Source organism: Sphingomonas sp. GM_Shp_2 (assembly GCF_026540875.1).
Taxonomy (GTDB): Bacteria; Pseudomonadota; Alphaproteobacteria; order Sphingomonadales; family Sphingomonadaceae; genus Sphingomonas; species Sphingomonas carotinifaciens.
This window is the reverse complement of sequence record NZ_JALNUQ010000014.1, coordinates 40606-64146: the sequence shown is the minus strand read 5'-3', so window position 1 is coordinate 64146 and position 23541 is coordinate 40606. Positions and strand designations below refer to the sequence as shown.

At 67.8% G+C, this 23541-nt stretch carries 23 protein-coding genes; 11 read left to right on the top strand and 12 right to left on the bottom strand.

The annotated features are described in order from the left end of the window. Positions 1–454: RcnB family protein (locus OXR08_RS07500; RefSeq protein ID WP_267349107.1), on the top strand; the 454-nt coding region annotated here is incomplete at its 5' end. 56 nt (positions 455–510) lie between these two features. Beyond that, entirely contained in the window at positions 511–1188 is a 678-nt protein-coding gene (locus OXR08_RS07495; RefSeq protein WP_112382375.1) for a 2OG-Fe(II) oxygenase, read from the top strand. Between the two features lie 52 nt (positions 1189–1240). Here OXR08_RS07495 and OXR08_RS07490 read toward each other — a convergent pair whose 3' ends face one another. Next, on the bottom strand, positions 1241–2848 hold the full coding sequence (locus OXR08_RS07490; protein WP_267349104.1) for a phosphoenolpyruvate carboxykinase: 1608 nt from the start codon (positions 2846–2848) through the stop codon (positions 1241–1243). Positions 2849–3051: 203 nt separating this feature from the next. On the opposite strand from OXR08_RS07490, the gene OXR08_RS07485 reads away from it, so the two are divergent. Genes OXR08_RS07485 through OXR08_RS07455 form a run of 7 tightly spaced genes read left to right on the top strand, consistent with a single transcriptional unit; the run spans position 3052 to position 8213 of the window. After that, on the top strand, positions 3052–3771 hold the full coding sequence (locus OXR08_RS07485) for a response regulator transcription factor (RefSeq protein ID WP_267349102.1): 720 nt from the start codon (positions 3052–3054) through the stop codon (positions 3769–3771). After that, entirely contained in the window at positions 3740–5308 is a 1569-nt protein-coding gene (locus tag OXR08_RS07480; protein ID WP_267349100.1) for a stimulus-sensing domain-containing protein, read from the top strand. The genes OXR08_RS07485 and OXR08_RS07480 overlap by 32 nt, the downstream gene beginning before the upstream one ends. 17 nt (positions 5309–5325) lie before the next feature. Then, on the top strand, positions 5326–5760 hold the full coding sequence (locus OXR08_RS07475) for an HPr kinase/phosphatase C-terminal domain-containing protein (RefSeq protein WP_267349117.1): 435 nt from the start codon (positions 5326–5328) through the stop codon (positions 5758–5760). Next, positions 5757–6683: an RNase adapter RapZ gene (rapZ, locus tag OXR08_RS07470; protein ID WP_112382379.1), complete on the top strand. Its 927-nt coding sequence runs from the start codon at positions 5757–5759 to the stop codon at positions 6681–6683. Before OXR08_RS07475 ends, rapZ begins: the two co-directional genes overlap by 4 nt. Before the next feature lie 50 nt (positions 6684–6733). Then, entirely contained in the window at positions 6734–7141 is a 408-nt protein-coding gene (locus OXR08_RS07465; RefSeq protein WP_112382380.1) for a PTS sugar transporter subunit IIA, read from the top strand. After that, positions 7138–7413 (top strand): HPr family phosphocarrier protein, encoded by a 276-nt coding sequence (locus OXR08_RS07460; RefSeq protein WP_149681582.1) that lies wholly within the window; start codon positions 7138–7140, stop codon positions 7411–7413. Before OXR08_RS07465 ends, OXR08_RS07460 begins: the two co-directional genes overlap by 4 nt. Then, entirely contained in the window at positions 7413–8213 is an 801-nt protein-coding gene (locus OXR08_RS07455; protein WP_267349096.1) for an RNA methyltransferase, read from the top strand. Before OXR08_RS07460 ends, OXR08_RS07455 begins: the two co-directional genes overlap by 1 nt. 251 nt (positions 8214–8464) lie before the next feature. Here the strand turns inward: OXR08_RS07455 and OXR08_RS07450 are convergent, their stop codons facing one another. From OXR08_RS07450 to recR, 4 genes are all read right to left on the bottom strand, one after another. Then, the gene (locus tag OXR08_RS07450; RefSeq protein WP_267349094.1) at positions 8465–9229 is read right to left on the bottom strand and encodes an AAA family ATPase; all 765 of its coding nucleotides are present in this window, start codon (positions 9227–9229) and stop codon (positions 8465–8467) included. Positions 9230–9231: 2 nt separating this feature from the next. Continuing rightward, entirely contained in the window at positions 9232–10674 is a 1443-nt protein-coding gene (gene rmuC, locus OXR08_RS07445; RefSeq protein ID WP_267349092.1) for a DNA recombination protein RmuC, read from the bottom strand. 113 nt (positions 10675–10787) lie between these two features. Continuing rightward, on the bottom strand, positions 10788–11309 hold the full coding sequence (gene def / locus OXR08_RS07440; protein WP_267349090.1) for a peptide deformylase: 522 nt from the start codon (positions 11307–11309) through the stop codon (positions 10788–10790). Between the two features lie 31 nt (positions 11310–11340). Then, positions 11341–11937 carry a recombination mediator RecR gene (recR, locus tag OXR08_RS07435; RefSeq protein WP_267349088.1) on the bottom strand — a complete coding sequence of 199 codons (597 nt, stop codon included), beginning with the start codon at positions 11935–11937 and terminating at the stop codon, positions 11341–11343. Positions 11938–11990: 53 nt separating this feature from the next. Here recR and fmt point away from each other — a divergent pair, with 53 nt between their 5' ends. Together fmt and truA are read left to right on the top strand one after the other, a co-directional pair. Then, positions 11991–12899: a methionyl-tRNA formyltransferase gene (gene fmt, locus OXR08_RS07430; RefSeq protein ID WP_267349086.1), complete on the top strand. Its 909-nt coding sequence runs from the start codon at positions 11991–11993 to the stop codon at positions 12897–12899. Continuing rightward, positions 12896–13636 carry a tRNA pseudouridine(38-40) synthase TruA gene (gene truA, locus OXR08_RS07425; RefSeq protein WP_267349084.1) on the top strand — a complete coding sequence of 247 codons (741 nt, stop codon included), beginning with the start codon at positions 12896–12898 and terminating at the stop codon, positions 13634–13636. The genes fmt and truA overlap by 4 nt, the downstream gene beginning before the upstream one ends. Positions 13637–13645: 9 nt before the next feature. Here truA and OXR08_RS07420 read toward each other — a convergent pair whose 3' ends face one another. The 7 genes from OXR08_RS07420 to OXR08_RS07390 form a co-directional block, all read right to left on the bottom strand. Then, a complete protein-coding gene (locus OXR08_RS07420; RefSeq protein WP_267349082.1) occupies positions 13646–14827 on the bottom strand; it encodes a class I SAM-dependent RNA methyltransferase in 1182 nt (393 codons plus the stop codon). A gap of 5 nt (positions 14828–14832) precedes the next feature. Then, on the bottom strand, positions 14833–16233 hold the full coding sequence (locus tag OXR08_RS07415) for an NAD(P)H-hydrate dehydratase (RefSeq protein ID WP_267349080.1): 1401 nt from the start codon (positions 16231–16233) through the stop codon (positions 14833–14835). After that, on the bottom strand, positions 16230–16601 hold the full coding sequence (locus OXR08_RS07410; protein ID WP_267349078.1) for a hypothetical protein: 372 nt from the start codon (positions 16599–16601) through the stop codon (positions 16230–16232). Before OXR08_RS07410 ends, OXR08_RS07415 begins: the two co-directional genes overlap by 4 nt. Continuing rightward, on the bottom strand, positions 16582–18303 hold the full coding sequence (ilvD, locus tag OXR08_RS07405) for a dihydroxy-acid dehydratase (RefSeq protein WP_267349076.1): 1722 nt from the start codon (positions 18301–18303) through the stop codon (positions 16582–16584). Before ilvD ends, OXR08_RS07410 begins: the two co-directional genes overlap by 20 nt. Positions 18304–18514: 211 nt before the next feature. Then, positions 18515–18865: a response regulator gene (locus tag OXR08_RS07400; protein ID WP_112382393.1), complete on the bottom strand. Its 351-nt coding sequence runs from the start codon at positions 18863–18865 to the stop codon at positions 18515–18517. Positions 18866–18879: 14 nt separating this feature from the next. Then, the gene (locus OXR08_RS07395) at positions 18880–21297 is read right to left on the bottom strand and encodes a PAS domain-containing sensor histidine kinase (protein ID WP_267349072.1); all 2418 of its coding nucleotides are present in this window, start codon (positions 21295–21297) and stop codon (positions 18880–18882) included. A 153-nt stretch (positions 21298–21450) separates the two neighbouring features. Then, entirely contained in the window at positions 21451–23517 is a 2067-nt protein-coding gene (locus tag OXR08_RS07390; RefSeq protein WP_267349070.1) for a M13-type metalloendopeptidase, read from the bottom strand. Positions 23518–23541: the final 24 nt, after the last annotated feature.

The following is a 23541-nucleotide window of genomic DNA, read 5'->3' as shown; positions in this document are numbered from 1 at the left end:
CCGTGACCGTGGCGACCGCGAGCGCCAACGCCGCGACCGCCAGCGGAATTGGGACCGCGAGCGCGGCTGGGACCGCAGCGACGCCGACTGGCGCGATTTCGGCGGCGACCAGTGGCGCTCGGCCGAGCGGCGCGACTGGGGCAGCCGCTGGAACCGTGGCTGGCGCGAGGATGGCCGCTACGACTGGTCGCGCTGGCGCTCGGCCAATCGCAACCTGTACCGCCTGCCGCGCTATTACTCGCCCTATGGCGGCGCCGGCTATCGTCGCTTCGGGCCGGGCGCGGCGCTCGACCCCATCTTCTTCGGCCAGAACTATTGGCTGTCGGACCCCTTCGTCTATCGCCTGCCGCCGACCTACGCCCCCTATCGCTGGGTGCGCTATTACAATGACGCGCTGCTCGTCGACATCCGCCAGGGCCTGGTGGTCGACATGGTGTACGACATCTTCTGGTGACCGGGGGCCTATCCGCCCCCTTGCCTTTGTGCCCACGCCGGAGCAATTCCCGTCCCATGTCGATCTTCGCCCGGAAGCCCAAGACCACCTCCAAGCTGCGCGAGGCCGCCGGTACCCACACCGCGCGCGCGCTCGACGCCAATCCCGCGGTCACCCGTGTCGGGGTGGAAACCGCGCAGATCTATTACCATGCCGGCTTCCTCTCGCCGGAACAGTGCGACGGGCTGATCGCGCTGATCGATGCCAACAACCGTCCCTCGACGCTGTTGTCGGATCGACCGGACGTCGGCTTTCGCACCTCGCACAGTTGCGACATGAACCGCTATGATCCCGCGGTGCAGCCGATCGACGAGGCGATCGCCCGCCTGCTCGACATCGCGCCCGAACGCGGTGAAACGATGCAGGGCCAGCGCTACGCTCCCGGCCAGCAATTCCGCGCCCATCACGACTATTTCCACGAAAGCGAAAGCTATTGGGAAAAGGTGAAGGTGCATGGCGGCCAGCGCACCTGGACCGCGATGATCTACCTCAACGACGTGGAGGATGGCGGCGCCACCTGGTTTCCGCATGCCGGCATCAAGGTCGCGCCCCGGCGCGGCATGCTGCTCGCCTGGAACAACATGAAGCCCGATGGCAGCCCCAACGAAATCACCCTCCACGAGGGGATGCCCGTCGTGGAGGGTGTGAAGTACATCATTACCAAATGGTTCCGCGAGGGCAACTGGGTCAACTGACCCCGCCCGGCGGCGAACGGGGCTCCCGGTCGATCCGGGAAGCCCCCGCCCCTCAGGCGATCTGCCGCGCCTTGGGCGCCGCCTGGCGCACCTCTTCATCGACATGGTCGGCGAACTTCGCGAAATTGTCGACGAACAGGTCGACCAGCTTCGCCGCCGTCGCGTCATAGGCGGCCTTGTCCGCCCATGTCTCGCGCGGGTCCAGCATCGCCGCGTCGACACCCGCCACCGCCACCGGTACCCGGAAGCCGAAATAGGGATCGGTGCGGAAGGTCGCGTCGTTCAGGCTGCCGTCCAGCGCCGCGTTCAACAGCGCGCGCGTCACCTTGATCGGCATGCGCTGCCCGACGCCGTACTTGCCCCCGGTCCAGCCGGTGTTGACCAGCCAGCAATCGACCTGCCCCTTGGCGATCCGCTCCTTCAGCAGATTGCCGTAGACCGACGGATGGCGCGGCATGAACGGCGCCCCGAAACAGGTGGAGAAGGTCGCGTCGGGCTCGGTCACGCCGATCTCGGTTCCCGCAACGCGCGCGGTATAGCCCGACAGGAAATGATACATCGCCTGTTCGGGCGTCAGCTTGGCGATCGGCGGCAGCACGCCGTAGGCGTCCGCGGTCAGCATGACGATGTTGCGCGGCACGCCGCCCATATTGTCGGCCGAGGCATTGGGGATGAAGTCGATCGGATAGGCGCCGCGGCTGTTCTCGGCCAGGCTGTTGTCGTCCAGGTCGAACTGGCGCGTCATCGGATCCATCACCACATTTTCCAGAACGGTGCCGAACCGCTTGGTGGTGGCGAAGATTTCCGGTTCCGCATCGCGCGACAGGCGGATCATCTTGGCGTAGCAGCCGCCCTCGAAATTGAACACCGCGGTGTCCGACCAGCCATGCTCGTCATCGCCGATCAGGGTGCGCGCCGGGTCCGCCGACAGCGTCGTCTTGCCCGTGCCCGACAGGCCGAAGAACACCGCGGTCGACCCGTCCGCGCCCATGTTCGCCGAACAATGCATCGGCATCACGCCCGTCGGCGGCAACAGATAGTTGAGGATGCCGAACACCGACTTCTTCATTTCGCCGGCATATTTGGTGCCGCCGATCAGGACCAGCTTCTCGGTCATGTTGACCGCGATCACCGTTTCCGAACGGCAGCCATGGCGCGCCGGGTCGGCCCGGAAGCTCGGCAGGTCGATGATCGTGTATTCGGCGGCGAAATCGCGCAATTCGCTTTGCGCGGGGCGCACCAGCATCGTGCGGATGAACAGGTTGTGCCACGCCAGCTCGGTCACCACCCGCACGCTGACGCGGTGCTCGGGCTGCGATCCGCCGTACAGGTCCTGGACGAACAGCTCGTCCTTGTCCTCCAGCGCGCTGAAGAAATCCGCCTTCAGCGCGGCGAAGTGCGCCGGCTCCATCGCCGCGTTCGACTTGCCCCACCATACCGTGTCGCGCGTCTCGTCATCCTTGACGATGAACTTGTCCTGCGCGGAGCGGCCGGTATGCCGCCCGGTTTCCACCACCAGCGGACCGTCGGCGGACAATTTGCCCTCGCCGCGCGCCACCGCCATCTCGGTCAACTGCGCCGTCACCCGGTTCCAGTGCAGCGTCGCGCGGGTTTCGATCCCCTGGGCTTCCAGACCGATGTTCGGAATGCGCTCACTCATCACGTTCTCCATAGCCCGGCGTCGATGGACGCCAGCACCTGATTGCCCCGTCGATCAGCGTCATAGCGCGGCTGCGTTTAACACGTCAAACATTCTGTTGAACATGTCAAACAAACGCGCCCAGAATAGCGAGGCGGTTGAGCGGCGGATCGGTTTGGCCTAATCCCGGGATCAGCCATGCGGATCGAAAGGCACCCTGCACGATGACGGCCACGATCGCGCTCGTCGATGACGACCGGAACATCCTCACCTCGGTGTCGATCGCGCTGCAGGCGGAAGGGTTTCTGACGCGCATCTATGCCGATGGCGAAACCGCGCTGAAGGCGTTGATCGACAATCCCGCTGACCTCGGCATCTTTGACGTGAAGATGCCGCGCATGGACGGCCTGGAACTGCTCCGCCGCTTGCGCGAGAAAAGCCAGATCCCGGTCATCTTCCTCACCAGCAAGGACGACGAGCTGGACGAGGCGCTGGGGCTGGCGATGGGTGCGGACGACTATATCGCCAAGCCCTTTTCGCAGCGCCTGCTCATCGCCCGCGTCCGCGCCATCCTGCGCCGCTCCGAAATCACCCAGCCGGGCGCCGCCGCCCCAGCCGGCGGCGCGGCGGAGGCGCCCACCGGCCCCCTGGTCCGCGGCCGCCTGACCATGGACCCGGCGCGTCACCGCACCACCTGGAACGGCGAGGCGGTGACGCTGACTGTCACCGAATTCCTGATCCTCGAAACGCTGGCGCAGCGGCCGGGCATCGTGCGTACCCGCAACCAGTTGATGGATGCCGCCTATCAGGACGACATCTATGTCGACGATCGCACGATCGACAGCCATATCAAGCGACTGCGTCGCAAGTTCCGGCAGGTCGATCCCGAATTCGACTCCATCGAAACGCTGTATGGCGCCGGCTACCGATTCTCCGAGGAGTGAGACCTCCGACCTTGCGCTGCGCTGGTCGGGGCAGATCTCGCTCACGCGGCGTATCCTGGCGGTCAACATCTTCGCGCTGCTTCTGCTCGCGGGTGGCTTCTTCTATCTCGATTCCTATCGCAGCCGTATCATGGACAGCCGCGTCGCGCAGGCCGGGCGCGAGGCGCGGCTGGTGGCGGAGGCGATCGGCACCGTCGTGCAGGACCAGCGCGACCGGCTGATCCTGCGTCTCGCCGCCGATACCGATACCCGCATCCGCCTCTACGATCCCGCCGGCGCGCTGGTCGCCGACAGCCGGACGCTGGGCCTGCGCAACGTCGTGCTGCGCGATCCCGACAAGCAGGGCTGGCGCGCGGCCAGCGCACGCCTGCTCGATGCCGTGATCGATACCGTGGCCGGCGCCGCCCGCGCGCCGCTCTACCGCGAGCAACGCGACGGACGCGGCTGGCCCGACGTGGTCGCGGCGCAGGCGCGCGGCGTGATCGCCACCAGCGTCTGGCGCGCCCCCGATCGCACGCCCGTCATCACCGCCGCGGCGCCGGTTCGCGGCGGCGGCACCGTGATGACCACGATCAACGCGCGCGGCATCACGAAGACGGTGCGCAGCGAACGCTTCCGCCTCAGTGTGGTGCTGGGCGTCGTCACGCTCATCTCGGTGCTGTTGTCGCTGTTCCTCGCCCGCACCATCGTCCGTCCCTTGCGCCGCCTCGCCCGTGCCGCCGTCCGCGTCCGCCTCGGCCGCGCGCGTGAGGTCGTCGTGCCGCGCCTGCCCGATCGCCGCGACGAACTCGGCATGCTGGCCCGCGCGCTGTCCGACATGAGCCTGGCGCTGCGCGACCGCATCGACGCGACCGAGGCCTTTGCCGCCGACGTCACCCACGAGCTCAAGAACCCCCTCGCCTCGCTCCGCTCCGCCGTCGAAAGCCTCGACCGGATCAAGGACCCGGCGCTTCAGCAACAGCTTCTCGCCATCGTGCGCGACGACGTTCACCGGCTCGACCGCCTCATCACCGATATCTCCGACGCCTCCCGCCTCGATGCGCAGCTCAGCCGCGCCAAGTTCGAGCCCGTCGACATCGTCGCCCTCATTCGCGCTCTGCTCGACCAGCGCATCGCCCGCGGGGTGGAACGCGACATCCGCCTGCGCCTCGATGCGGTCGGCCCCGCCGACTGGATCGTCCAGGGCGAGGGCGCGCGGCTGGAGCGTGTGTTCGAGAACCTGATCGAAAACGCCATCTCCTTTTCGCCGAACGGCGGCACCGTCGCGATCGGCGTTGCGCCCGACGGCGGCACGCTGGTCGTCCGGGTCGAGGATGAAGGCCCCGGCGTGCCGGAAGAGGCGCGCGAGGCGATTTTCCGCCGCTTCCATTCGGATCGCCCGGAAGGCGAGGAATTCGGCCGGCATTCCGGTCTCGGCCTCGCCATTGCGCGAACGATCGTGGAGGCGCATCAGGGCAGCATAATCGTCGAATCGCGAGAGGACCGGATCAGGGGTGCGCGTTTCGTCGTGCGCATGCCGCTGGCCCCGTCTCGCTGACACGGAGCGCGAACACCCTGGCGATACCATCTTCCGAAACGCTGCACGCCAGTTGCGTGGCGATCGGCGACCATGCGGTGCTGATCGAGGGGCGCTCGGGTGCGGGCAAGTCCGACCTCGCGCTGCGCCTGATCGATCGCGGCGCGCGGCTGGTCAGCGACGATTACACGCTGCTGGTCCGTGACCGCGACCGGCTGCTCGCCCGCGCGCCCGCCACCATCGCCGGCCGGATCGAGGTGCGCGGCCTCGGCATCGTGGACATGCCCCATGTCGAACATGTGCCGGTCGCGCTGATCGTGCGGCTCGACGAGACACCCGCCCGCCTGCCGGAGCGTCGCACCCGCCGCGTCGCGGGTGTCGCGATCCGCGAACTCGCACTCGATCCCATTCCCGCATCCGCGCCGATCAAGGTCGAACTGGCCCTGGCGCATCCCGAGGCGACACCCGAATGATCCCCAAACGCATCCTGCTCGTGACCGGCATGTCCGGGGCGGGCACCTCCACCGTTCTCAAGACGCTGGAGGATCTGGGCTGGGAAGTCGTCGACAACCTCCCCCTGGACCTGCTCGACGCGCTGCTCGACTCGCCGCCCCCGGCGGGTGCTTCGCCCGAACTCCGCCCCCTGGCGGTCGGCCTGGGCGTGCGCACCCGCGGCTTTGCGCCCACCGCCTTCATGGAGCGCAGCGAGCAACTGCACGAGCGATCCGATCTCGCGGTCGAGACGCTCTTTCTGACCTGTGGTTCGGCCGAACTGAAGCGGCGCTATTCGGAAACCCGCCGCCGCCATCCGCTCGCGCTCGATCGCCCCGCACAGGACGGGATCAGCGAGGAGGGCGCGCTGCTCGGTCCGCTTCGCGAGCGCGCCGACCGGCTGGTCGAGACGACCAACATGAACGCGCACGACCTCGGCCAATGGGTGCGCGCCGCCTATCCGGTCGCCGGGCTGAGCGCGCCCGTCCTGTCCGTCACGTCCTTCGGCTTTTCCCGTGGTCTGCCCCGCAACGCCGATCTCGTCTTCGACATGCGCTTCCTCCGCAACCCGCACTGGGTCCCCACCCTGCGCCCCGGCACCGGCCTCGACGCCGACGTCGCCACCTACGTCCAATCCGACCCCGCCTACGAACCCGTCCTCGCCCAGATCGAGGCCCTGCTCATCACCCTTCTCCCCCGCTACCAGGCGGAAGGAAAATCCTACGTCACCATCGCCATCGGCTGTACCGGAGGGAGACACCGCTCCGTCCATGTCGCCGAACGGATCGGCGCACGGTTGCGCGAAGCCGGATTTTCGCCCACGGTGGCGCACCGCGATCTCGGGGCGGTGCCCAAGGACTCGCTGGAAGGGCGCCGCCCGGCGGCCCCTGCTGAAATGCCGTGATGCCCAAGAACAATGCTGGCAAAGATTTGTGATGGATGTACGTGTCTGACATGATCGGTCTGGTTCTTGTGACGCATGGTCGGCTCGCCGATGAGTTCGTGACCGCGATGGTGCACGTCGTCGGCCCGCAGGAACGCGTGGCGACGATCGCCATCGGGCCGGAGGATGACATGGAAACGCGCCGCGCCGACATCGCCGCCGCCATCGGTCAGGTCGATGCCGGCCGCGGCGTCATTGTCCTGACCGACCTGTTCGGCGGCACCCCCTCCAACCTCGCCATCTCATTGATGGAACGCGGCCGGGTGGAAGTCATTGCGGGGATGAACCTGCCAATGCTGATCCGCCTCGGTTCGGCGCGCAAGTCGATGAAGGTGGTCGATGCGGTCGCCGCCGCGCGGGAGGCGGGGCGCAAATATATTTCCGTCGCCTCCGAAGTGCTGGGCGAGGCCGCGGCATGAGCGGCCTGTCGCGCACGGTGCAGATCACCAACCGGCGTGGCCTTCACGCCCGCGCCAGCGCCAAGTTCGTGACGCTCGCTTCCTCCCAGCCCTGCGAGGTGCAGGTTGCCAAGGACGGCAGCGGCGCGGTCACCGGCACGTCGATCATGGGCCTGATGATGCTGGGCGCAGCGATGGGTGACGAGATCACGATCAGCGCGAACGGACTGGGCGCGGAGGATGCGATCGCGACCCTTGCGGCCCTTGTCGAAGGCAAGTTCGGCGAAGATTGATGCCGCGCGAGATTACCGCTTATTCCAATCCACTGGTGAAGCGCGTCCGCGATCTGCGGGACAAGCGCCACCGTCGTGAGGCACGTCAGTTCCTGGCCGAGGGCCTGCGCATCCTGACCGAAGCCCGCGAGACGGGGCGCCTGCCGCGCCTGCTGTTCTTCGCCCGGCCGAGTGCGCAGCATCCACTCGTCCGCGACCTCGTTGTCGCCGTCGAGCAGAATGGCGGCGAGGCGATCGAAACCACGCCGGACATTCTGTCCAAGCTTTCCGGCAAGGATAATCCCCAGGCGGTGGTCGGTGTGTTCGACGAGTTCGGCACCACCCTGGATGCGCTGGACCGGACTTCCGCCGGCATCTGGCTGGTCGCGGAACGGCTGCGCGATCCCGGCAATCTCGGCACGATCCTGCGCACCGGCGACGCGGTCGGCGCCGGCGGGCTGATCCTGATCGGCGAATGCGTCGATCCCTTCTCGGTCGAGGCGGTTCGCGCCAGCATGGGCGCGCTCTTCACCGTGCCCGTCGTCCAGACGGGCTGGGGCGATTTCCTGAACTGGCTGCGGCAGGGGCCTGGGCAACTGGTCGGGCTCAGCCTGGATACGGACCATGATTATCGAGCCGTGCGCTATGCCGCGCCGACCTTCCTGCTGACCGGCAACGAAGCGCAGGGAATGCCCGCGGACTATGCCGCCGCATGCGATACGCTGGTGAAGATCCCGATGCTCGGCAAGGCGGACAGTCTGAACGCCGCAGTGGCGACGGCGGTCATGGCGTATGAGGTGCTTGCTCAACAGCGCGGGTAGGCCAAGCGGATATCGGCAACGGGATCTAGGGTCGAATTCGATCACACGTGGCCGCCCTCACCCTCCGCCGCCTTCGGCGTCTTTTCCCTCTCCCGCTGGGAGCATCGGGTGAACAGTGCCCCGCACTGTTCAGGTCATGCCGGGGGCATGACCGACCCGATGCTGGAGCGGCGCAGCCGCGGAAGGGTGAGGGTGACCGAAAGGCGATCGGATTCCACTCTAAGTCATCGTCATCGAAACGCCCCCCGATTTCAGTCGGCCAGCATCGCTTCCATGGTCCCGGCCGGATCGAGCATGAATTCGCGGTACAGGCGGAAATGTGCCGTCTCCCCCAGCGCGACGGGATCGACACCGCCGCGCGTCATGGCCAACAGACGGGCATCGGGTAGCGCCATGAGGATGGGCGAATGCGTCGCCATGATCACCTGAGCCTGCCGCCGCTCCTGGATCATGCGCAGCACTTTCAGGAACTCGAACTGACGGCGAGGTGACAGCGCCGACTCGGGCTCGTCGAAGAAGAAGATGCCGGGCCGGCCGCAGCGCTCCGCGAAAAAGCGCAGGAAGCCCTCACCATGCGAATGCGACAGAAAGTCCGGTGGGGCCGCCCATGACTCGCGCGCAGCCTGGTCGAGATAGCGGGCGACCGAAAAGAAGCTCTCGGCCCGGAAGAACCAGCCCTGCCCGATCTTCGGCAACCAACTCGCCCGCAGCACGCTGGCAAGGACGTCGCCGTCTCGCTCCACCGCCTGGCTGTGATCCATCGGTCGATAACCGGGGCCTCCGCCGGCGGGATCGAACCCCGCAAGCGCCGCGATACCCTCGATCAGCGTGGATTTGCCGACGCCATTCTCGCCGACGATGATCGTCACCGCCCGGTCGAAATGCAACTCGAATTCGCCGCCACGGAACATCGGCAGGTTGAAGGGATAGCTATGTTCGTCGCGCACCCGGTCGGGGTCGAACCAGACGCGCTTCAGATAGGGTGGCGGCAGCGTCGTGGACCGGCGCCGCGCCACGCTTATTCTGCCGCGTCGGGCAGGACGGCCAGTTTGGTCAGGGGGCGCACGGTCTGTTCTCCGACAGGTAGCGTGTCGATCGCCTTGCCCCCGGTGTCGATATTCAACGCCTCGAACCGCCGCGCGCTGGTCAGCACATTGCTCTCCAGGCTGCCGACGAACGCATTATAGGCGCCCATCGCGGTATCCAGGTTCTTGCCCAGCTTGGCGACATGGCCGCCCATTACCGCAAGCCGCTGGTACAGCTCCTTGCCCAGCGTACCGATCTCCTGCGCCTGCTTGGCCAGCTTCTCCTGCCGCCACACCGCATCGATCGTGCGCGCGATCGCGATCAGGTTGGTTGGCGTCGCCAGCAGCACCCGCTTCTCGAACGCGAAGTCCCACAGGCCCGGATCATGCTCCAGCGCGGCCGACAGGAAATGCTCGCCCGGCACGAACATGACGACATATTCGGGCGCATCGTCGAACTGCGCCCAATAGGCCTTGTTGCCCAGCCCGTTGATGTGGGTGCGCATCGACTGCGCGTGCGCCGCCAGACCGATATGCCGTTCGGCCTCGTCCACCGCGCCGAACGCGTCCTGATAGGCGTTGAGCGACACCTTGGCGTCGATGATCAGCGACTTGCCACCCGGCACGCGCACGATCGCATCGGGGCGCAGGCGTCCGCCCTCTCCGTCCGCCACGCTGACTTCCATCTGGAAATCGGTATGTTCGGACAGTCCACAGCTTTCCAGCACGTTGCGCAACTGCTGCTCGCCCCAGCGTCCGCGCGCCTTGGGCGCATTGCGCAGCGCGTTGACCAGCTTGGCCGCCTCGCCCGACACACGCTCCTGGCCGATCCGCATCGCGTCGATCTGCCCGCGCAACTCGCTAAAGGCGTCGCGGCGTTCCAGCTCGACCTTGGCGACGCCTTCCTCATAGCGTTGCAGCCGTTCGGTCACCGGTTGCAGCAGTGCCTTCAGCGACTGCCCCGACGCTTCCTCCGACTGCCGGAACCGTGCCTCGGCCCGCTCCAGGAACTGCCGCTGCGCCGTCTCCAGCGCCTTGGCCGCCGTATCCCCGAACTGCACCCCGATCTGCTCGCGCGCCGCCTTCAACTGCTCCAACGCCACCGCATGCGCCGCCTCACGCTCATCCGCCCGCGCCCGAAGCTCGGCCAGCATCGCATTCGCCTCATTGCGCTCGGCATGAGCGCTGGCGAGCGCCGTGCGCAAGGGCTCCAGTTCGGCAGCACGGCCTCGCAATTCGGCCAAATTCTGCATCGCTTCGTTCCGCTCGCGCTCCACCGCATCGCGCGCGGTACGCACGAGGTCGAAATCGGCGGCACGCGCCTGCGCGGTTGCCAGATCCGCCGCCAGGCGTTGTCCAGCGCGGCTGGCGACGAGCCAGCCGATGAGCAGGCCGAGCCCCAGGGCGAGGCAGGCGACGATGATCAGTTCGGGCATCGGCACGCCCCCGGCTCGATGATGAACGGCAACATGCGCGGGAACATAGATCGAACGGGGAGGGTCCGACAACGGTTAAATGCGCACCCGCCCCGGAGTCTTCGGCGAAAGGCTCAGCCGCGCCGAAGCTTTGCCAGCTTCTTCATCAGCATGTCGCGCTTCAGGCGGCTGACATGATCGGTGAACAGCACACCGTTCAAATGATCGATCTCATGCTGCATGCAGGTCGACAGCAATCCGTCCAGCTCCTGCTCGTGCGAGGCGCCATTTTCGTCCTGCCAACGGACGCGGCAGCGAACCGGGCGCTTCACCTCGGCATATTGCTCCGGGATCGACAGACAGCCTTCGTTGTAGCTCGAAACCTCGTCGGACACCGACAGGATCTCAGGGTTGATATAGGCCGCCGGCTTGCGCACCGGCTTGCCTTCCTCATCCTCTTCGTCCTGCAGGTCGATAACCAGGATGCGCTTGTCGACGCCCACCTGGATCGCGGCCAGACCGATGCCGCGCGCGTCATACATCGTGTCGTACATATCTGCGACGAAGGCGCGCACATCGTCGTCTATCGTCTCAACAGGGTTGGAGACGAGGCGCAGACGCGGATCGGGAACTTCGACGATGGGAAGAATAGCCATGGCTGTCAGCTAGGCAACGTCCCCCACGCCGTCAAGCGACCGGCCGCCGCGCGCGCAGGGCCTGCGCCAGGGTGCCCTCGTCCAGATAGTCGAGCTCGCCGCCGACGGGCAGGCCATGCGCCAACTGGGTGATACGGACGGGAAAACGCTCGATCCGCTCGGCGATGTAATGCGCCGTGGTCTGCCCCTCCAACGTGGCATTCATCGCCAGCACGACCTCATCGACGCCCCCCGCCTCGACCCGGCGAACGAGATGGTCGATCGACAGATCCTCCGGTCGCACACCCTCCAGTGCGGACAGGCGCCCGCCCAGCACATGAAACCGTCCCGGAAACAGCCGCGAGCGCTCCAGCGCCCAAAGATCGGCAACTTCCTCGACCACGCACAATGCCCGGTCGTCCCGCCGGCCATCGGCGCAGATCGCGCACGGATTGGCGGTATCGATGTTGCCACAGGTGGTGCATGTCACCAGCCGATCCTCCACGGCCGCAAGCGCGCTCAACAGCGGTTCAAGCGCGGATTCCCGCTTTTTCAGCAGGTGGAGGACGGCGCGGCGGGCGGAGCGGGGGCCGAGGCCGGGGAGGCGGGCGAGCGCCTGGGTCAGCGCCTCGATCTCTGGGGAAGCCATGGAGAACAGATAGGGGGTTGCGCGCCGCGCCGCCAGCGGGGAGACGGGCAGACATGCGGATCGTCTTCATGGGAACGCCGGGCTTTGCGGTGCCGGTGCTGGATGCGGTGGTGGCGGCAGGCCACGAGGTGGTGGCGAGCTACAGCCAGCCGGCGCGCCCCGGCGGGCGGCGCGGGCGGCAGCTGGTACCCTCCCCGGTTCAGGCGCAGGCCGAGGAACTGGGCATTCCCGTACGCACACCCGTTTCACTGAAGGGTGCGGACGAACAGGCCGCGTTCGCCGATCTGCGCGCCGATGTCGCGGTGGTCGCGGCCTATGGGTTGATCCTGCCGCGGGCCATACTCGATGCCCCGGTGCATGGCTGTCTGAACGTGCACGGATCGCTGCTGCCACGATGGCGCGGCGCAGCGCCGATCCAGCGCGCCATCCTGGCGGGCGATACGGAAACCGGCGTCGGCATCATGCAGATGGAGGCCGGCCTGGACACGGGCCCGGTCCGGCTGGAAGGACGGACACCGGTCGACGGCAAGACGACGGGCATGTTGACGCAGGAACTGGCAGCCCTGGGCGCCGCCCTCATGACGCAGGTGCTGGGCGATCTCGACGGCCACCCGGCGGTGCCACAGCGGCAAGACGGCGTGACCTACGCCGCCAAGATCGAAAAGGCGGAAACGCGCATCGACTTCGAGCGCCCCGCGATCGAGGTCGAGCGGCTGGTGCGCGCGATGAACCCGGCGCCGGGCGCATGGTGCGAGATTGCCGGCGAGCGGGTGAAGATCCTGGCGGCGGACCTGTTGCCCTTCAGCTTCTACGGGACGGGCGAGACGGTGGACGACCAGTTGACGATCGCGTGCGGCGACGGGGCGATCCGCCCGACGCTGGTGCAGCGCGCCGGCAAGAGCGTGACCAGTACCGCAGAGATGCTGCGCGGCTTCCCCGTCCCCTCGGGAACCCGGCTTTGACGCGCTTTGCCTTGCTGGTGGAATATGACGGCCGCCCCTTCATGGGATGGCAGCGGCAGGCACATGGGCCAAGCGTGCAGCAGGCGCTGGAAGAGGCCGTGTTCGCGATCACCGGCGAAACGGCGGCGGTGCACGCATCGGGCCGCACCGATGCGGGCGTGCACGCGCTGGGCATGCGCGCCCATGTCGACATCGCCAAGCCGATCACGCCGTTCCGCCTGATGGAAGCCCTGAACGCGCGCGTGCGGCCGGCGCCGGTCGCGGTTCTGGCGTGCGAGGTGGTGGCGGACGACTGGCACGCGCGCTTTTCATGCATCGGCCGCTCGTACGAATATCGCATCGTCAACCGCCGCGCGACGCTGACCCATGAAAAGGGACTGGCGTGGCAGGTCGCCCATCCGCTGGACACGGATGCGATGGCGGCGGGTGCGGCGCAGCTGCTGGGCCGGCACGACTTCACCACCTTTCGATCGGCGCACTGTCAGGCGGACAGCCCGGTGCGGACGCTGGACCGACTGGAGGTGGCCCGCATCGGCGACCGGGTAACGGTGCGGGCGGCGGCGCGGTCGTTCCTGCATCATCAGGTCCGGTCCATGGTCGGATGCCTGGTGCATGTCGGCATGGGACGGTGGACGCCCGACGATGTCGGCGCCGCCCTCGCCGCGCAGGATCGCCAGCGATTGGCGCTCAACGCGCCGCCGGACGGGCTGTTCTTCGTCTCGGCGGCGTATCCGTAACCATCTCTGCTACCGGACGAATCGCGCCGCCAGCTCGACATGGGTCGACCAGCGGAACTGACCGACCGGCTGCACCCAGTCGATCCGCCAGCCATGATCCGCCAGCATCTTGGCATCGCGCGCGAAGCTGGCCGGATTGCAGGACACATAGGCGATCGCCGACACGTCCGCCCGCGCCAGTGCCTCCGCCTGATCGCGTGCGCCCGCACGGGGCGGATCGAGGACGATGGCGTCAAACCGGTCGAGCTCGGGCTTGGTGAGCGGCCGGCGGTACAGATCGCGATGCTCGGCGAACACCTGCCTGCCCGCGCCATTGGCGGCCGCCTTCAGCGACAGGAGGGCGTCGCGTGCGCCTTCCGCCGCATAGACGCGCGCCGGCAGCGCGAGGGCGAAGGTGCCGAGGCCGGTGAACAGGTCCGCCACCGTTCCCGCCTTGCCGACCGCGTCGCCGACAGCGGCGACCAGCGCCGCCTCGCCGTCCTCGGTCGCCTGGAGGAACGCACCGGGAGGCAGCGGCACGGGGATGCCGCCCAGGGTGATGGTGACGGGCTCGGGCTCCCACCGCGTCTCCGGCCCCATGCCGTCATCGACGCTGAGCCGGGCGACCTTGTGCCGCTCGCAAAAGGCGATGATCGCCTCCGCCGCGTCGAGCCCTTCCGGCGCAAAGCCGGTGATGGTGATGTCCGGCCCCTGATCCGCCATGGCGAGGTGGATGTCGCAGCGCCGCTTGAACCCCAGCCGCTGGAGAAAGCCGCGCAAGGGCGCGACCAGCGCGAACAGTTCGGGCCGCAGGATGTGGCATTCGGCGATGTCGACGATCGCGTGGCTTTTCTCCTCCGAAAAGCCCAGCCGGATGCGCCCACCCTTCGCCTCGGCATGCAGGGTCGCGCGGCGGCGCGTGTTGGGCGGCGAGACATGGGGAACACGCATCGGCGCGGCCAGCCCCTGCCCGTCGAGGGCGGAGGCGACCCGGTCGGTGACAAAGGCGGCATAGCTGTCATCGTCGAGATGCTGAAGCTGGCACCCGCCGCAGGTGGGAAAGTGACGGCAAGGCGGCACCTGATGATGCGGGCCATGGGTCAGCGTGCCATCGGCGTTCAGGATATCGCCGGGCGCGGCGAACGCGGCGTGACGGCCATCGGCGGTGACGCCGTCGCCGCGAGCCGCGACACGGATAATGGTATCGGTCATGGCGATCAGCCTCTGACGGCGGAGAGCGCGTCTGCCAAGTCGTCGGCGATAAAGGCAGGTCCCAATCGCCGCGCCGCGGCACCGTGGAGCCACACCCCGGCCCCCGCTGCGGCAAAGGGATCGAGCCCGGCGGCGCGCATCGCCCCGATCGCACCGGCCAGCACGTCGCCCGTGCCGGCGGTGGAAAGCCAGGGACTTCCCTCACCCGCGACCATGACCCGTCCATCGGGTGCGGCGATCACGGTGTCCGGTCCCTTGTGGACGATGACGGCACCGGTCTGCGCCGCGGCGCGGCGGGTGCGGGTGATCTTGTCGCCCTCCTGCCCGAAGAGATGGGCAAATTCGCCGGCATGCGGGGTCAGGATGCTGCCCGCGGGGATCGTCGTGGCATCGATCAGGCGCAATGCGTCGCCATCGATGAGGAGCGGGCGATGCGCGGCAAGGCTGGCGTCCAGCATGCGGCGTGCGGCATCGTCGCGGCCAAGACCGGGACCGACGACGATCGCGCCGATACGCGCGTCCTGCAACGCCTCGGCGGAGAATGGCTTGCGGACCAGCGCGTGCGGGGCACCCTGCCCTTCGCCCAGATGGAGGACGTAGCCGGCACCGGCGCGCATCGCGGCGAGGCCGGCCAGTTCGGAGGCGCCCGCCATGCCACCGGCGACGATGGCGACCATGCCGCGGGTGTATTTGTGCGAGTCGGGGCCGGGTTCGGGAAGGGTAATGGAAGGCGCTACGCAAGCCATGTCCCTCTCCCCGGAAGGGAGTGGGCTTGAGAGGACGTGGGTGTGGCTGACGACCGGCACGCCGATCGGGATCAGCCGCACCGTGCCGCAGGCCTGTGCTGCGGGTTGCAGCAGATGCGCAGGCTTGGCAGCACCAAGCGCCAGCGTGATGTCGCAGGTCGCTGCGCCCAGCACCGCGCCGTCATCGCTGCCGATCCCGCTTGGCACGTCCACCGCAATCCGCAACCGCGCGGCATGGGCAAGGCGGTGGAGCGGTGCGGCGACCTCGTCGACCAGCGGCCGCGACAGACCCGTGCCGAACAGCGCATCGACCAGGATGGTGGCGGGTTCCGCCTGTGCCAGCGCCTCGACCGGGCCGTGCCACCGGGCCGCCGCACGGATCGCGGCGGGACTTGCCGGCGCGCCGGACGCGGCGACGCGCACTGCCGCGCCCATGCGGTGCAGCGCGGCGGCGGCGACATAGCCGTCACCGCCATTATTGCCGGGGCCGCACAGGATCAGGATGTCCGCCCCCGCCGCCAGACGGTGCACGGCGACCGCGACCCCCTCGCCCGCCCGCTCCATCAGCGTATCGACGCTGGTCCCGGCCGCCATCGCCGCCTCCTCGGCAGCGCGCATCTCCCCCGCGGTCAGGATCGGCTGGCCGTCCAGCGGGATCATGCGCCCTTGATCGTCGCGGGCAGGCGGTAGCGGTCCTGACCGATCGACACGTCGATCCCGTCGGCGCCCACCACCGTGACGCGCGCCGGCTCGGCGCCATCGGCGGCGACTACGCCGCGACCGTCGTTCGTTACGCGCAGGCGGTGGAAGCCGCCATCGCCGTGACGCACGGTCAGTACCAGACCCTCGCCGTCCACCATCCGCTCGACGGTACAATTCGGCTCCAGCGGCGCGTTGCTGCGGGCGCAGGGGATGCGGTCCGCATCCGCCGCCGGGATCGCCTCGCCCGACGGCGTCTCGCCGGACGAACAGCCGGCCAGCGCGAGCAGAAGCAGGGCAGACGCCCGATCAGATATCCGCATAGACATGGGTTTCGGCGCTCGCTCCCGGATGGGTGACCGCCCCCTTATAGGCCGGCCCCACATTGCGCGCATAGCGCCACAGCACGCCCGACTGATAATCATTCTGCCGCATGGTCCAGCGGGCGCGACGATCGGCCAGCACGGCATCGTCGACCAGCAGATCGATCGTCCCGGCCTCTGCATCGATACGAACGGCATCGCCATTCTCGACCAGCGCGATCGGGCCGCCGTCCGCCGCCTCCGGCCCGACGTGGCCGATGCAGAAGCCGCGGGTCGCACCCGAAAAGCGGCCATCGGTGATGAGCGCAACCTTCTCGCCCATGCCCAGGCCATAAAGCGCGGCGGTGGTGGACAGCATCTCGCGCATACCGGGGCCGCCCTTGGGCCCCTCATAGCGGATCACCACGACCTCGCCGTCCTCGATCATCCGCGCCTCGACCGCGGCGAAGGCGTCCTCCTCGCAGTCGAAGACGCGCGCCGGCCCTTCGAACTGCAGGCGCTTCATGCCGGCGACCTTCACGATCGCGCCCTCGGGTGCCAGCGATCCGCGAAGACCGACGACGCCGCCGGTCGGGGTGATCGGCGCCTTGACGTCGTAGATCACCTTCTGGTCGGGGTTCCAGGTGACCTCGTCGATATTCTCGGCCAGCGTCTTGCCGGTCACGGTCATGCAGTCGCCGTGCAGATAACCACCGGCGAGCAGCGTCTTCATCAGCATGTAGACGCCGCCCGCCTCGTACATGTCCTTGGCGACATATTTGCCGCCGGGCTTCAGGTCGGCGATGTATGGCGTGGTCTTGAACGTCTCGGCCACGTCGTGCAGGTCAAAGTCGATCCCCGCTTCGTTCGCCATCGCCGGCAGGTGCAGCGCGGCATTGGTCGATCCGCCGGTGGCCGCGACGACGCGGGCGGCATTCTCGAACGCTTCGCGGGTGCAGATGTCGCGCGGGCGGATGTTCTTCGCGACCAGGGCCATCACCTGCTCGCCCGCGGCCTCGGCGATGCCGTGGCGGTCGAGAAAGGGTGCGGGCATCATGTTCGAATTGGGCAGCGACAGGCCGATCGCCTCGCCCACGCAGGCCATGGTGTTGGCGGTGAACTGTCCGCCGCACGCGCCGTGGCCGGGGCAGGCGACCTTTTCCAGCTCGATCAACTGCTGGAGCGGGCAATTGCCCGCGGCGTGCTGGCCCACCGCCTCGAACACGTCGACGACGGTCACGTCCTTGTCGTGGAAGCGGCCGGGCAGGATCGATCCGCCATAGACGAAGATCGACGGGATGTTCAGGCGCAGCATCGCCATCATCATGCCGGGCAGCGACTTGTCGCACCCCGCAAAGCCGACCAACGCGTCGTAGCAGTGGCCGCGCACCGACAGCTCGACCGAGTCGGCGATGACCTCGCGACTGACCAGCGAGGCCTTCATGCCCTGATGGCCCATGGCGATGCCGTCGGTCACGGTGATCGTGTTGAAACGACGCGGCATGCCGCCGCCGCGGATCACGCCGCCCTGCGCGGCATCGGCCTGCGCGTCCAGCGTCGTATTGCACGGCGCGGAGTTATTGCCCGCCGACGCCAGCGCCACGAACGGCTTGGCGATATCCTCCTCGGTGATGCCCATCGCATAATAATAGCTGCGATGCGGAGCGCGCTCGGGACCGACGGAGACATGGCGCGACGGCAGGCGGGATTTATCGAACTGGTGGGTCATGGCGTAGCCCTATGTCGCGCAAGGACCCCCAAACGCAAGCTTGTTTCACACAAGCCGGCTGGAACTGCGCTCCTGCAAAGCCACGGAGCGTCAAAGATGATGCTTTTCGCCCAGATTCTTCGATCGCAGCGCGCAACGAGGCGCCGAGCCCTTCCCCGTCACGGAGAGGCACTTCCGATATACAGAACGCCGGAAATCCGGCGATGGCGGCTTACAGCTCGCCAAGCGCCTTTGCGACGCCGTCCATCGTGAACGGCTTCTGCAAACGGGGGCGGTCGCGGAAACGTTCGTCTACCGAATCGTCGCTGCCGCCGGTGGCGAAGACGAAGGGGACGCCGCGCTCGGCCAGCAGTTCGGCGACCGGGGTGCTCTTTTCACCGCCGCGCAGGTTGACGTCCAGGATCGCAGCGTCGATGCCGCCCGCCTCCACCCGCGCGATCGCGTCCTCGACGCTGTCGGCGGTGCCCGCGACCTGCTTGTCGAGGATGTCGAGGAAATCCTCGAGCATCATGGCGATCAGGGGCTCGTCCTCGACGATGAGGATCTGGACAGGGTCGTTCATCGTGCCTGCCCTTATCACGGATTTGCAGAACCGCCAGTGCCTTGTTGCAACAGCACGGCGCGCGTCGCCTCGGCAAGTTGCTGGACGGAGAAGGGCTTGGGCAGGAATGCGACATTGTCGATGTCAATCGAACGGCGCAGTTGCTCCTCAGCATAGCCCGACATGAACAGCACCGGCAGGTCGGGATAACGCAGGCGCACCTGGCGGACCATGGTGGGGCCGTCCATCGTCGGCATCACCACGTCGGAGATCAGCAGGTCGGGCTTGTCCATCGCCGCCAGCATCTCCAGCGCCGCCTCGCCATGCTCGGCGGCCTTTACCGTATAGCCCTGCCGGGTCAGGGCACGCTCGGCGACTGCGCGGACCATGTCCTCGTCCTCGACGAGAAGCACGATGCCGGTTCCCCACAGGTCGGCCGGGCGGGTGGGCGCGCGCGAACTCAGTGGCTTGGGTTGCGGTACTGCGGGCGCGGCATGGATCGGCAGGTAGATGGAGAAGGTCGCCCCCTGCCCCGGACGGGAGTCCGCAAAGATCCAGCCGCCCGATTGTTTGACGATGCCATAGACGGTCGACAGGCCGAGCCCGGTCCCCTTGCCCAGTTCCTTGGTGGTGAAGAACGGCTCGAAGATCTTGGGCAGCACATCGGCGGGAATACCGGCGCCGGTGTCGCTGACGATCAGCGCGGTATAGTCGCCGACCGGCAGTATGTCGGAGGCCATCGCGCGGACATCGTCGGCGGATATGCTGCGCGTCTGGATGGTCAGGGTGCCGCCCGAAGGCCCGTTCGCCTGCACGATCGCGTCGCGTGCATTGACCGCCAGGTTGACGATCACCTGTTCCAATTGTCCCGGATCGGCACGTACCGGCCCCAGGTTGCGGCCATGGCTGACGTCCAACCGCACCGTCTCGCCCATCAGGCGCTTCAGGAGGTTCGACACCTCCGACACCACGTCGGGCAGTTGCAGCACCTGCGGCCTGAGCGTCTGCTGGCGGGAAAAGGCGAGCAACTGGCGGGTCAGCGCGGCGGCGCGGTTGGAATTGGAGCGGATCTGCTGGATGTCGTCATAATCGCTGTCGCCGGGCGAATGGCGCATCATCATCAGGTCGCAGTGGCCGATGATCGCGGTCAGGATGTTGTTGAAATCGTGCGCGACACCGCCGGCAAGCTGGCCCACCGCCTGCATCTTCGTCGCCTGCGCCACCTCGCGCTTCAGGCGGCTTTCCTCCGAATTATCCTTCAGGCTGAGCAGCACGGACGCGTCGCCCAGCCCCCGCGCACCGGCGATGGTCAGCGCCACGGGCTCGTCGGGATGGTCCTTCAGGCGCACCGCCATGTCGGCGGAATGCGTCGCGCCCCCGGCAAAGCGCCGGATCGCATCGGCAACCGCGCCCTTGTCCTCGCGCACCACCAGATCGCCCGGATAGAGCGGCGGCGCCGCGGCAGTCACCCCGGCTGCCCGCATAAAGGCGTCGTTCATCTGCAGAAAGCGCCCGTCGCGATCGACCAGCGCCATGCCGAACGGCATCAGCGCGACCAGCGTGCGGACATGCTGCGTCGCGCTCGCGCCGATGGCGGGGGCGGCATCCTCCTCCTCGTCGATCAGCGCGACGAGCATCGGCGCACCGTCCCCTTCCACAAAGGGCACCTGGATCAGCCGCAGTGGCGAGCCGTCCAGCCCCTCGCGCTCGAAGCGCAGCAGGCCGCGGCTGTCGGTGATCAGGAAGCGCGCGAAGTCGCGACCGGCGATGCTGCCCTCGGCCCGCCCCAGGGCGCGCGCGGCCAGCACGCGGTTGGCGGCGCGCACCCGCCCATCGGGGCCGACCACCGCCGCCATGATCCCCGCCGCGCCGAACCGGTCGCCGTCCTTGCCCGCGATCAGCGCCTCGACCATCTGCGCCAGATCCTGCTCGACCGCGACCACGAAGCGCCAGACGAGCATGTCCGCCTCGTCCCCCGCCCGTGTCACGAGTGCCGATACCCGCACCCCGTTCGCCAGCAGGCGATCGGCGCGCCCCAGCCCATCGCGCCATGCCACCCGGCCGGCCTGGGTCAGCGCGGCGACGCCCTCGCCATCGATGGGCAGACCCGGTGGGGTGGGCGAGCCGGGAAACAGCGCCTCATAGGCATCGTTGGCGCAGACCAGTCGACCGGCACGGTCGGTGACCGCGATCGCATCGTCACTGGTATCGGCGACCACGCGGGTAAAATCCCAGTCGAGCGCGCGGCGCTCCGTGGCTTGCGCGGGCGACAACAGCCGCCACGCCACCACGCCGCCGCCGACGACCAGCCCGGTTCCCAGAAAACCGGCGGCAAACGGCCAGCTGCCGACCACCGCGAACACGAGGATCGCCGCCAGCAGCCCCGTCCCGATCGTGACGAGCAAGGCGGTCTGGATGGGGGAAAGCGTTCGGGTGGGGGCCAGCGTCGCCATGGATCATGTCTTCCGATGGCGAAGGATGCCGGTCAAGCGCGAACGGCGTAGAGCCGTAGGGCCGGAAGGAGGCCGGGGCTGCCCCGCCGCGCCTGGCGCCGCCCGGCAGCCCCGCCAGTCACCCCCCTCCCCAAAGGGAGAGGGGTGCGGGCATTACCAGATGCGGACGCGCTGTTCGGGCGTCAGGAACAGCGCCGTGCCCGGCTTCACGTCGAACGAAGCATACCACGGGTCCAGGTTGCGCACGGTCAGCACGCGCTGATGGCCCGGTGCATGCGGGTCGGAGAGCAGCGCCTGGCGCAGCGCCGGCTCGCGGAACTTGGTGCGCCACACCTGCGCCCAGCCATAATAGAAGCGCTGGTCGCCCGTCGTGCCGTCGATCACCGGCGCCGGCTTGCCGCCCAGCGACTTGTGATACGCATCCAGTGCCACGGTCAGACCGGCGAGATCGGCGATATTCTCGCCCAACGTCAGCCCGCCCTGAACATGCTGGCCGGGGATCGGCTCATAGGCGTCATATTGCGCGACCAGCTTGTCCGTGAAGCTCTTGAAGCGCTCCACATCCTGCGGCGTCCACCAGTCGGTCAGCTTGCCGGTCGCGTCGTACTTGCGGCCCTGATCGTCGAAATGATGGCTGATTTCGTGACCGATCACCGCGCCGATGCCGCCGTAATTCACCGCCGGGTCCGCCTTCGGATCGAAGAAGGGCGGCTGGAGGATCGCGGCCGGGAAGACGATCTCGTTCATCGTCGGGTTGGCATAGGCGTTGATGGTCATCGGCGTCATGAACCATTCGGCCCGATCGATCGGCTTGCCCAGCTTGTTCAGGTCGCGCTGATATTCGAACGCGTTGGAGCGCGCCACATTGCCGACCAGATCGTCGCGGCGGATCTGCAGCGCCGAATAATCGCGCCAATGGTCGGGATAGCCGATTTTGGGCGTGAAGGCGGCGAGCTTGGCCAGCGCCTTCGTCTTGGTCTCGGGCGCCATCCATTCCAGATTGCGCAGCCGCTCGCCCATCGCGGCGATGACGTTCTTCACCAGATCGTCGGCCGCGGCCTTCGATTCCGGCGGGAAATACTTCGCGACATATTGCTGGCCGATCGCTTCGCCCATGCCGCCCGACACCAGGCTGACGCCGCGCTTCCAGCGGACCTGCTGCTCGGGCGTGCCCGACAGGGTGGTGCCGTAGAAAGCGAAGTTCGCCTTGTCAAAATTGGTCGACAGATAGGGCGCATAGGCGCGCAGCACCTTCAGCGTCGCAAAGTCCTTGAGGACCGGCAGCGGCGCATCGGCAAAGGCCTTCGCCTCGCCGGTGATCGCGCTGGGTTGCGCCACCAGATAGGCCGGGCGCTTGGCGGTGCCGAGCGCGGTCATATATTGCGCCCAGGGGAAGCCCGGCGCCTTGGCGGCGAAGTCGGCCGCGGTCCACTTGTTGTAGGTCTTGTCCGCGTCGCGGCTCTCGATGCGCGTCCAGTGCGCGGTCGCGATCGCCTTTTCCAGGTTGAACACGGCGGCGGCGCGTGCCTGCGCGTTCGGCTCGCCCGCCAGCGTCAGCATCTGCGCCAGATAGGCCTGGTATGCGGTGCGGATCGCCGCCAGCTTGGCATCGTCCTTCAGATAATAGTCGCGGTCGGGCAGGCCGAGGCCCGACTGGCCGAAGCTGACGATATAGGTGTCGGGCGCCTTGTCGTCCTGGCCGACATAGGTGCCGAACAGACCGCCAACCCCCTGCCGCTGGAGTGCGGCCATCGCCTGCACCAGCGCGGTCTTGTCCTTGGCGCCGGCCAGCGTGGCGATCATCGGCTTGACGGGGGCGACGCCCTTCGCGTTCACCGCCGCCTCGTCCATGAAGCTGGTGTAGAAATCACCGACCTTGTCGCCCGGACGCTTGGCCGCTTCGTCGAGGATGGTCCGCGTCCGCTCCAGCGACAGGTCTTGGAGGACGTGGAACATGCCATAGGACGAGCGATCCGCGGGGATCTCGGTCGCCTTGTACCAGGTGCCGCTGGAATGATCGAAGAAGTCGGTACCCGGCTTCACGCTCAGGTCGCGGCCGGCCATGTCGAAGCCGAAGTCGCCGATCTGCGGCTTGTTCGCGCTGGCGGGGGCGACCGGGCCGGTCGCCGCCTTGCCCACGGTGCGGGTCTGGTTGGTCTGGCTTTGCGCGAATGCGGCGGTAGAGGCGAGCAGGCAGGCGACGAGAATCGACGTACGCATCAACGGTCCTTTTACATGAAGGCG